Raw genomic sequence first — 9,205 nt, 5'->3', positions numbered from 1 at the left:
TCTTGCGGCCCAGGCGGCCGGCGGCGACCATTTCCTTGAGCAGCGGGCAGGGGCGGTACTTGCTGTCGCCGAACTCGGTCAGGTACACGTCCATCACGGCCAGGCACACGTCGAGGCCGATCATGTCGGCCAAGGCCAGCGGGCCGATCGGCTGGTTGCAGCCGAGCTTCATGCCCGCGTCGATGTCCTCGGGCGTGGCCAGGCCTTCGGCGAGCACGAAGAAAGCCTCGTTGATCATGGGCACAAGGATGCGGTTGACGACGAAGCCCGGCGCGTTCTTCACGGTGATCGGCGACTTGCCGAGCGTCTCGGACAGCGCCTTGACGGCGTCGTGCGTGGCATCGGACGTCTGCAGGCCGCGGATGATCTCCACCAGCGCCATCATGGGCACGGGGTTGAAGAAATGCATGCCAATGAAGCGGTCGGCGCGGCCGGTGGCGGCGGCCAGCTTGGTGATCGAGATCGACGAGGTGTTCGAGGCGATGATGACCTCGGGCGCCACCAGCGCGTCCACCTGCTGGAGGATCTTGAGCTTGAGCTCGTAGTTCTCGGTCGCGGCCTCGATCACGATCTGCGCGGCCTTGAGGTCGTCGTAGCGCGTCGAGGTCCGGATGCGCGCCAGCGCCGCGGCCTTGTCGGCCTCGGTGATCTTTTCCTTCTTGATCAGGCGGTCCAGGCTGCCGGCCACCGTGGCCAGGCCTTTTTGCACGGCAGCGTCGGAGATGTCGACCATGACCACCTGGACGCCCGACACCGCGCAGGCCTGCGCGATGCCGTTGCCCATGGTGCCCGCGCCAATGATGCCAACCGTTGTGATAGCCATATGCAGAAATCCTTTTCTTTCCAATGAGACAAAGCAGCCGAAAAAATCCCGACGATGGTATCGGCAATCGCCGGCGCGCCGGGTTAAGGTGCCAGCCAGCGGCCGCGCAGACGGACGCGCAGGAGACAGGTCCATGGAGTTCGATTACCTCGTCGTGGGCGGCGGCTCGGCCGGCTGCGTGCTGGCCGGGCGCCTGAGCGAAGACCCCGCAGTGCGCGTGTGCCTGCTCGAAGCCGGGCCGCCCGACACCAGCGTGCTCATCCACTGCCCTGCGGGCCTGGCGGTGATGGCCAGGTTCGAGCTGAACGGCTGGGGGCAGAACACCACGCCGCAGACCGGACTGAACGGGCGCCGCGGCTACCAGCCGCGCGGCAAGGTGCTGGGCGGCTCCAGCTCGGTCAACGCCATGGTCTACGCGCGCGGCCAGCCCGCCGACTACGACCACTGGGCCGCGCAGGGCAATCCCGGCTGGGGCTGGAACGATGTCTTGCCGTATTTCAAGCGTGCGGAAAACAACGAGCGCGGCGCGGGTGCCTGGCATGGGACGGGCGGCCCGCTCAACGTGGCGGACCTGCGCTCGCCCAACCGCTTCGCCCAGGCGTTTGTCGAGGCCGGCGTGCAGGCCGGCCACGCGCACAACCGCGACTTCAACGGCGCCAGCCAGGAGGGCGTGGGCCTGTACCAGGTCACGCAAAAGAATGGCGAGCGCTTGAGCGCCGCCAAGGCGTACCTGACGCCGCACCTGGACCGGCCCAATCTGCAGGTCGTCACCGGCGCGCACGCCACGCGCATCCTGATGGAAGAGCGCCGCGCCATCGGCATCGAATACCGCCAGGGCGGCACGCTGCGCCAGCTGCGCGGCACGCGCGAGGTGCTGCTGAGCGCGGGCGCGCTGCTCTCGCCGCAGCTCCTCATGCTCTCGGGCATCGGCCCTGGCGCGCAGCTGCAGCGCCTCGGCATTGCCACCGTGCACGACCTGCCCGGCGTGGGCCAGCACCTGCACGACCACCCCGATGTGGTGCAGGTGATGGATGCGCCGGACCTGACCGACCTGTTCGGCCTCTCGCCGCGCGGCGCGCTGAACATCGTGCGCGGTATTCTGGAGTGGCGCCGCAGCCGCAGCGGCATGCTGACGACCAACTTCGCCGAGGCCGGCGGCTTCATCAAGAGCCACCCCAACGCGCCCGCGCCCGACCTGCAGCTGCATTTCGTCGTCGGCAAGCTGGTCGACCATGGCCGCAAGACGGTGCTGGGCCACGGCTATTCATGCCACGTGTGCCTGCTGCAGCCTAAAAGCCGCGGCAGCGTCACGCTCGCCAGCCGCGACCCGGCCGATCTGCCGCTGGTGGACCCGAACTTCTTTGGCGACCCCGAGGACCTGCCGCGCCTCGTGCGCGGCGTGCGCCGCATGCGCGCCATCCTGGCGCAGCCGGCGCTCGCGCGCCACGGCGCGCGCGAGTCCCCCGCGTCGGCCAGCGCGCAAAGCGACGGGCAGATCGAGCAGTTCATCCGCCAGTACGCCGACACCATCTACCACCCCGTCGGCAGCTGCCGCATTGGTCCCGGCGCCCTGGACGTGGTTGACGCCCAACTGCGCGTGCACGGCGTGCAGGGCCTGCGCGTGGTGGACGCATCGGTCATGCCGCGCATCGTCAGCGGCAACACCAACGCGCCGACCATCATGGTGGCAGAGAAGGCGGTGGACCTGCTGCGCGCGGCGGCGCGGTAAGCGGCGCGGGCGCTGCCTTCTCAGGCGTGGGTGATCCAGCCCGCATATTCGGGCGCATCGAGGTGTGGCAGCGTGTTGAAGATCTGCAGCATGAGCCGCTTGGGCGAGACGCTGAACTCGGTCACGGCGCTGTTGCGGATGCGCATGTTGAGCGCAATCGTCACCTCGGGCGCCGTGCCCAGCACCTCGCCCACGGCCGCGGCAATCGGGCCGCCGCTGGAGACCAGCAGCACGTTCTGGCCTGTGTGGTCGCGCCGCACCTGCTCGAGCGTGGCGCGCACGCCGCCCGAAAAATCGTCCCAGCTGGGCATGCCCTGCGGGCTGATGACGCCGGCCATCCACTGCGCCAGCGCGTCGCACAGCAGGCGAAAGTGCTGGCGGTACAGCGCGGGCGTGTCGGGCCGGGGCAGGGGTTCGGTGTGGATGGCGCGGATCAGCGCGAGGCTGTCGTACTCGTTGAGCCCGGGCAGCTGCAGCGGCGCGGGCGCGCCCTGCAGGCCCTCGGCAATGCCCTCCAAGGTTTGCGTGTGGCGGCGCAGCGTGCCGGTGACCACGGCATCGAACGGCACGGCCTTGCTGCGCCAGTACTCGCCCAGGCGCACCGCCTGCTGGCGCCCGAGGGCGCTGAGCTGGTCGTAGTCGTCGGCGCCAAACGAGGCCTGGCCATGGCGCACGAGGTAGAGGGTTCCCATGGCCGGGATTGTGGCTTTCAGGGTTGCTGCGTTCTTGTCACTGCCGCGACTTCTGCTATCGAAACGTGAGCATGCGGCGCTTTTGCCATGCGCGCATGCCTACCGCCTCGCGAGCGATAAAAGTTTCGGTCAGTGAAACTTGGTGCGTGTGTTTTGACGGCTGTACTGCAAGCCCATAGATTGCTGGCTATCCAAAGGTTTCATGGAAAGAAACTCGCATGCCCACCCTCGCACGCCCCAAGGCGGTCATCACCCATGAGCGGGGCAGCACCTCGTCGGTGGAGCGCGCCATGCGCGTGCTGCGCGTCATGTCCGAGGGCGGCAGCGTGCGCCTGACCGACATTGCCGCGGCCGCGGACCTGGACAAGGCCACCGCGCTGCGCCTGCTCGATGTGATGGCGCGCGAAGGCTTCGTGGCGCGCGATGCGCAGAGCAAGCAGTTCACGCTGGGGCCGGAACTCACGGTGCTCGGCGCTGCGGCGCTGCGCCGTTTCGACCCGCGCCCGCTGGCGCGGCCCAGCCTGATGCGCCTGACGGGCGTGTTCCAGGACAGCGTGGTGCTCTCGATCCGCAGCGGCGTGGAGTCGCTGTGCATCGACGTGGAAGAGGGCACGTACCCGATCCGCGCCAATTACCTCACCGTGGGCAGCCGAAGGCCGCTGGGCGTGGGCGCGGGCAGCCTCGCGCTGCTGGCCTGGATGCCCGACGACGAGCGCGAGGCCGCGCTGGAGACGCTCTCGGGCCAACTCGAGCGCTACCCGCGCATCACGCCCGCGCTGCTGCGCGAACGCATCGCCGAAGCGCGGGAGCGCGGCTACGCCGTGCTGCTCGACGTGGTGGTCGAACGCATGGGCGGGATCGGCGCCGCCATCCTCGACCCCGAGGGCCGCCCCGTGGCGGCGCTGAGCATTGCGGCGCTGAACGAACGCATCCTCACGCGCGAGCCGGCGCTGGCGCAGGCGCTGTTGCGCGAGGCCACGGTGTGCCAGGTGCGCTGGGCCGAGGCCACGCGCACCGACCGCCGTGCCACCCCCCTGCACAAGGAGAAACGCACATGACACCAGCATTGCGGCCCGCCTACCTGCGCGGCGCTGGCGGCACGCCGTTCGGGCGCCATGAGGGGCGCAGCGCGCTCGACCTGATGGACGAGGCCGCCGCGCAGGCCATCGACAGCAGTGGCCTTGCGCGCCGCGAGATCGACGGCGTGCTCTGCGGCTACGCGACCACGCTGCCGCACCTGATGCTGTCCACGCTGGTCTGCGAGCGCCTCGCGCTGAAGCCGCACTACGCGCACGGGCTGCAGCTCGGCGGTGCCTCGGGCGCGGCCATGCTGATGGCGGCACGCGAGCTGGTGCGCTCGGGCCGCTGCCGCAACGTGCTCGTGCTCGCGGGCGAGAACCGGCTCAGCGGCCAGTCGCGCGACAGCTCGATCCAGACGCTGGCCCAGGTGGGCGATGCCGACTTCGAGGTGCCCAACGGTGCCTCGGTGCCGGCGTACTACGCGCTCATGGCCTCGCAGTACATGCAGCAGACGGGCGTGACCTCGGAAGACCTGGCCGAGTTCGCCGTCCTCATGCGGTCCCACGCTGCCACCCACCCCGATGCGCACCTGCGCACCCCGATCACGCGGCAGGAGGTGCTGGCCTCCAAACCGATTGCCACGCCGCTGTCGCTGCTGGACTGTTGCCCGATCTCGGACGGCGCGATGGCGCTCGTGGTTTCGGCCGAGCCCGCCGCGCAGGGCGCCGTGGCCATGGTGGGCGCGGGCCAGGCGCACCGCCACCAGCACCTCACGGCCATGGCGGACGTGATGCAGTGCGGCGCCGGCGAGGCCGCACAGCGGGCGTTTGACGAGGCCGAGCTGGGCTTGGCCGACGTCGACTACCTGGGGATCTACGACTCTTTCACGATCACGCTGGTGATGCTGCTCGAAGAGATCGGCTTCGCTCCACGCGCGGGCGCTGCACAGCGGGCCCGCACGGGCGATTTCGCGCCCACCGGGGCGCTGCCGCTCAACACGCACGGCGGCCTGTTGTCATTTGGCCACTGCGGCGTGGCCGGTGGCCTGGCGCATGCGGTGGAGGCCTGGCGCCAGATGACGGGCCAGGCCGGCGCGCGCCAGATCACGCCGCCGCGCCGCGCCTTCATCCATGCGGACGGCGGTGTGATGTCGTCCCACGTGAGTCTGTTGTTGTCGCGCGAGGACTGAGCCATGCAAACCACCGAACCCACTCCCGCGCGTCCCCTGGCCGCGCCTTTCACCGACGGCCTGCGCGCAGGCGTGCTGCGCTACCAGCAGTGCACCGCCTGCGGCCACGCGCAGACGCTCGCGCGCTATGCCTGCCAGCACTGCGGCGAGCGCGGCGCGCTGCACTGGCGCGACGCGGCGGGCGCGGCCACCGTCTGCGCGGTCACCGTGGTTGCGCGCGCGCCGTCCGAAGAGTTCCGCGCGCTCGCGCCGTACACGCTGGTCATTGCGCAGCTCGACGAAGGGCCGCGCCTCATGGCGCATGCCACGCCGGGCGTGCGCATCGGCGAGCGCGTGCGCGCAGGCTTCTTCGAGCACCAGGGGCGCACGCTGGTGCGCTTTGCGCCGGAGTCCTAGCGACGCCGCCATTTTTTCTCGCGTTTGCCGGCACCACTACTACTACACCTACCAGGAGACAAGCCATGACGACCGCCCTTTCCCTTCTTCCTTCCCGCCGCCACTGGATCGGTCTGGCCTGCGCCGCACTGTGCGCCGCCGCTGCGCCGCTGGCCTTGGCGCAGGACTATCCGAGCAAGCCCGTGAAGCTCGTCGTGCCCTATCCGCCGGGCGGCCCCACGGACATCGTGGCGCGTGCCGTTGCGCAAAAGCTGCAGGAGCGCCTCGGCCAGCCGTTCGTGATCGACAACAAACCCGGTGCCGGAGTCAACCTGGGCGCCGAGGCGGTGGCGCGCAGCGCGCCCGACGGCTACACGCTGGTGGTGGCCACGACGGCGCACGCGATCAACCCCGCGCTGTTTGCCAAGCTCAACTATTCGCTGCTCAAGGACTTCACGCCCGTCTCCCAGCTCACGAGCGGCCCGCTGGTGATCGTCGCCAACCCGGCGCTGCCCGCCAGCAACGTGGCCGAGCTCGTCGCGCTGGCCAAGACCCGCCCCGGCGGGCTGAACTTCGCATCCTCGGGCAACGGCCAGTCCACCCACCTCTCGGCCGAGCTGTTCAGCGCCATGGCCGGGGTGAAGATGTCCCACGTGCCCTACAAGGGCAGCGCGCCTGCGCTGACCGACGTGATGGCGGGCCAAGTCGACCTGATGTTCGACACCATGCTGTCGTCGATGCCGCACGTGAAGGGCGGCAAGCTCAAGGCGCTGGCCGTGACGAGTGCCCAGCGCTCGCCCGTGGCGCCGGACCTGCCTACGGTGGCCGAGTCCGGTCTGCCGGGTTACGAAGCCATCGCTTGGAACGGCCTGCTGGCGCCCGCGGGCACGCCCAAAGAAGTCATCGCGCGCCTGAGCAGCGAACTCAAGGCCGTGCTCGAGAGCCCCGATATCCGCCAGCGTTTCGATGCGCAGGGCTTTGCGGCCGCCTACAGCACACCGGTCGCCTATGGCAGCTTCCTGCAGGCTGAAGTGGACAAGTGGGCCAAGGTGGTGAAGACCTCTGGCGCAAAAATTGACTAACCCCCTGAGGCGCTTCGCGCCTTCCCCCTGAAGGGGGACGCCGCCAGTGCGGCGGGGCGGCCCTTGCACGGCGGCCCTGGACTGGGCCGCGCCAGGCTCGAAGGCCACACGCTATGGACAACTCAACCGACGTAACTGCCATGCTAGACCTCCTTACTTCCGCCCTCAACCCGCGTTCGGTCGCCATCATTGGCGCCTCGGACAACATCCACAAGATCGGCGGGCGCCCGATCTACTACATGCAGCGCCACGGCTACCAGGGCGCCGTCTACCCGATCAACCCCACGCGCGAAGTGATCCAGGGCCACAAGAGCTACGCGTCGCTCGCGGCCCTGCCCGAGGTGCCGGACCTGGCGCTGGTGGTCGTGGGCGGCGACAAGACCGTCGCGGCCGTCGAGGAATGCGCGGCGCGCGGTGTCAAGTCGGCCGTGGTGATCGCCTCGGGCTTTGGCGAGACCGGCCCCGAGGGCCTCGAGCAGCAGCGCCACATGGTGGCGAAGGCGCGCGCTGCGGGCATGCGGCTCTACGGCCCCAACACCCAGGGCCTGGCCAACTTCGGCACTGGCGCCATCGCGGGGTTTTCGACCATGTTCATCGAGGTGCCGCCCATGGACGGTCCCATCGGCATCGTGAGCCAGAGTGGCGGCATGAGCGCCATGGCCTATGGCCTGCTGCGCGGGCGCGGCCTGGGCGTGCGCCATGTGCATGCCACGGGCAACGAGGCCGACGTGACCGTGGGAGAGCTGGCGCTGGCCGTGGCGCACGACCCCGACGTGCGCCTGCTGCTGCTGTACCTCGAAAGCATCGCCAACCCCGAGATGCTGGCCGCCGCGGCCGCCCATGCGCGCGCACGCGACCTGCCCATCATCGCGATCAAGGCCGGGCGTTCGGCCGGCGGGCAGAAGGCGGCGTCGTCGCACACCGGCTCGCTGGCCAACGAGGACCGCACCGTGGATGCGTTCTTCCGCCACCACGGCATCTGGCGCGTGCGCGACCCGCACGAGCAGGCCCGCGCGGCGCAGGCCTACCTCAAGGGCTGGCGTCCTGAAGGCCGCCGGCTGGTGGTCATCAGCAATTCCGGCGCCAGCTGCGTGATGGGGGCGGACGCGGCGGACGACGAAGGCCTGCCGCTGGCCGAGCTGTCGCCCGAAACCCAGCGCAACGTGGCCGCCCAGCTGCCCGGGTTTGCCACGGCCAGCAACCCCATCGACATCACCGCCGCGCTGCTGAGCGACAGCGGCCTGTTCGGCAAGGTGCTGCCCGCCGTGGCGCAGGACCCGGCGGCCGACCTGTTCTTCCTCAACATCCCGGTGGCGGGCGCGGGCTACGACGTGCAGGCCTTTGCGCGCGATGCCGCGGCGTTCGAGGCCGCCACCGGCAAACCCGTGGCCGTGGCCGCGTGGCAGGAAAGCGTGGCCGAGCCCTTCCGCGCGCAGGGCATTGCCACTTTCCCGAACGAAGGCGAGGCAGTCGGTGTGTTGGCCCAGGTGGCCCAACACACGGAACTGATGCGCCGCGCCCGCGTTGCCTGGCCGGCCCTGCCGGACGTGCCATTGCCCCCGGGCCAAGACGGCGGCTTTCTCAACGAGGTCGACAGCCTGGCGCTGCTGGCGCAGCACGGCGTGCCCACCGTGCCGCTGCGGCTGGTGCGCAGCGCCCAGGAGGCGCGCGAGGCGTTCGGCGCCATCGGCGCGCCGGTGGTGGTCAAGGCCTGTTCGCCCGAGGTGCCGCACAAGTCCGAACACGGGCTGGTGGCACTGAACGTGGCGAGCGCCGACGAGGCCGCTGCGCTGTTCGAGCGCTTCTGGCTGAAGATGGGCGACATGGGCGTGGCGCGCGATGGCGTGATCGTGGCGGCCATGCGGCGCGGGCGGCACGAGTTCATGATCGGCGCGCGGCAGGACCCGGTCTTCGGTCCGGTGGTGGTGGTGGGCGACGGCGGCAAGAACGTCGAGGCGATGAAGGACTGCGCCGTGCTGCTGCCGCCCTTCAGCGCACACGAGGTGGCGCAGGCGCTGCGCACGCTGCGCATCGCGCCGCTGCTGGACGGCGTGCGCGGCGACCCGCCGCTGGACATTGCCGCGCTGTCGGCCCTGGCGGTCACCATCGGCCAGGTGATCGCCGGTGCGCGCGGCTCGATTGCGTCGCTGGACCTCAACCCGGTGCTGGTCGGGGCCGCCGGCGAGGGCGCCATCGTGGTGGACGCGCTGGTGGAGCGGGCCGGCGCCTGAGCGGGCCGCGAGCGGCGCGCTGGCGTCGCCTAAAGGCGCGGATGCTGCCGCTTTGCTCTCAAAA

8 protein-coding genes are annotated in these 9,205 nt (G+C 70.3%); 6 read left to right on the top strand and 2 right to left on the bottom strand.

Going from position 1 to position 9,205, the window contains the following annotated elements:
* Positions 1-823: 3-hydroxybutyryl-CoA dehydrogenase (locus tag B2J89_RS11480; RefSeq protein ID WP_169169217.1), on the bottom strand; the 823-nt coding region annotated here is incomplete at its 3' end.
* A 133-nt stretch (positions 824-956) separates the two neighbouring features.
* Between B2J89_RS11480 and B2J89_RS11475 the strand changes: the two genes are divergently transcribed.
* The gene (locus tag B2J89_RS11475) at positions 957-2,552 is read left to right on the top strand and encodes a GMC family oxidoreductase (protein ID WP_169169216.1); all 1,596 of its coding nucleotides are present in this window, start codon (positions 957-959) and stop codon (positions 2,550-2,552) included.
* Positions 2,553-2,572: 20 nt separating this feature from the next.
* Here the strand turns inward: B2J89_RS11475 and B2J89_RS11470 are convergent, their stop codons facing one another.
* Positions 2,573-3,244, bottom strand: a complete 672-nt coding sequence (locus B2J89_RS11470) for a histidine phosphatase family protein (protein WP_169169215.1) — start codon at positions 3,242-3,244, stop codon at positions 2,573-2,575.
* Positions 3,245-3,462: 218 nt separating this feature from the next.
* Between B2J89_RS11470 and B2J89_RS11465 the strand changes: the two genes are divergently transcribed.
* From B2J89_RS11465 to B2J89_RS11445, 5 genes are all read left to right on the top strand, one after another.
* Entirely contained in the window at positions 3,463-4,302 is an 840-nt protein-coding gene (locus tag B2J89_RS11465) for an IclR family transcriptional regulator (RefSeq protein WP_169169214.1), read from the top strand.
* On the top strand, positions 4,299-5,453 hold the full coding sequence (locus B2J89_RS11460) for a thiolase family protein (RefSeq protein WP_169169213.1): 1,155 nt from the start codon (positions 4,299-4,301) through the stop codon (positions 5,451-5,453). Before B2J89_RS11465 ends, B2J89_RS11460 begins: the two co-directional genes overlap by 4 nt.
* A 3-nt stretch (positions 5,454-5,456) precedes the next feature.
* Positions 5,457-5,849 (top strand): Zn-ribbon domain-containing OB-fold protein, encoded by a 393-nt coding sequence (locus B2J89_RS11455; protein ID WP_169169212.1) that lies wholly within the window; start codon positions 5,457-5,459, stop codon positions 5,847-5,849.
* A gap of 65 nt (positions 5,850-5,914) precedes the next feature.
* Positions 5,915-6,910 carry a tripartite tricarboxylate transporter substrate binding protein gene (locus B2J89_RS11450; protein ID WP_169169211.1) on the top strand — a complete coding sequence of 332 codons (996 nt, stop codon included), beginning with the start codon at positions 5,915-5,917 and terminating at the stop codon, positions 6,908-6,910.
* Between the two features lie 140 nt (positions 6,911-7,050).
* On the top strand, positions 7,051-9,141 hold the full coding sequence (locus B2J89_RS11445) for an acetate--CoA ligase family protein (protein ID WP_169169210.1): 2,091 nt from the start codon (positions 7,051-7,053) through the stop codon (positions 9,139-9,141).
* The last annotated feature ends 64 nt before the right edge of the window (positions 9,142-9,205 follow it).

Source organism: Acidovorax sp. SRB_24, from assembly GCF_012931925.1.
This window is presented reverse-complemented; position numbering and strand designations above follow the sequence as displayed.

Excerpts from the sequence above, each read along its gene's own strand:
- B2J89_RS11460 (WP_169169213.1), top strand. The coding sequence starts at position 4,299 with ATGACACCAGCATTGCGGCCCGCCTACCTGCGCGGCGCTGGCGGCACG.
- B2J89_RS11455 (WP_169169212.1), top strand. The coding sequence starts at position 5,457 with ATGCAAACCACCGAACCCACTCCCGCGCGTCCCCTGGCCGCGCCTTTC.
- B2J89_RS11470 (WP_169169215.1), bottom strand. The coding sequence starts at position 3,244 with ATGGGAACCCTCTACCTCGTGCGCCATGGCCAGGCCTCGTTTGGCGCC.
- B2J89_RS11445 (WP_169169210.1), top strand. The coding sequence starts at position 7,051 with ATGCTAGACCTCCTTACTTCCGCCCTCAACCCGCGTTCGGTCGCCATC.
- B2J89_RS11475 (WP_169169216.1), top strand. The coding sequence starts at position 957 with ATGGAGTTCGATTACCTCGTCGTGGGCGGCGGCTCGGCCGGCTGCGTG.
- B2J89_RS11465 (WP_169169214.1), top strand. The coding sequence starts at position 3,463 with ATGCCCACCCTCGCACGCCCCAAGGCGGTCATCACCCATGAGCGGGGC.
- B2J89_RS11450 (WP_169169211.1), top strand. The coding sequence starts at position 5,915 with ATGACGACCGCCCTTTCCCTTCTTCCTTCCCGCCGCCACTGGATCGGT.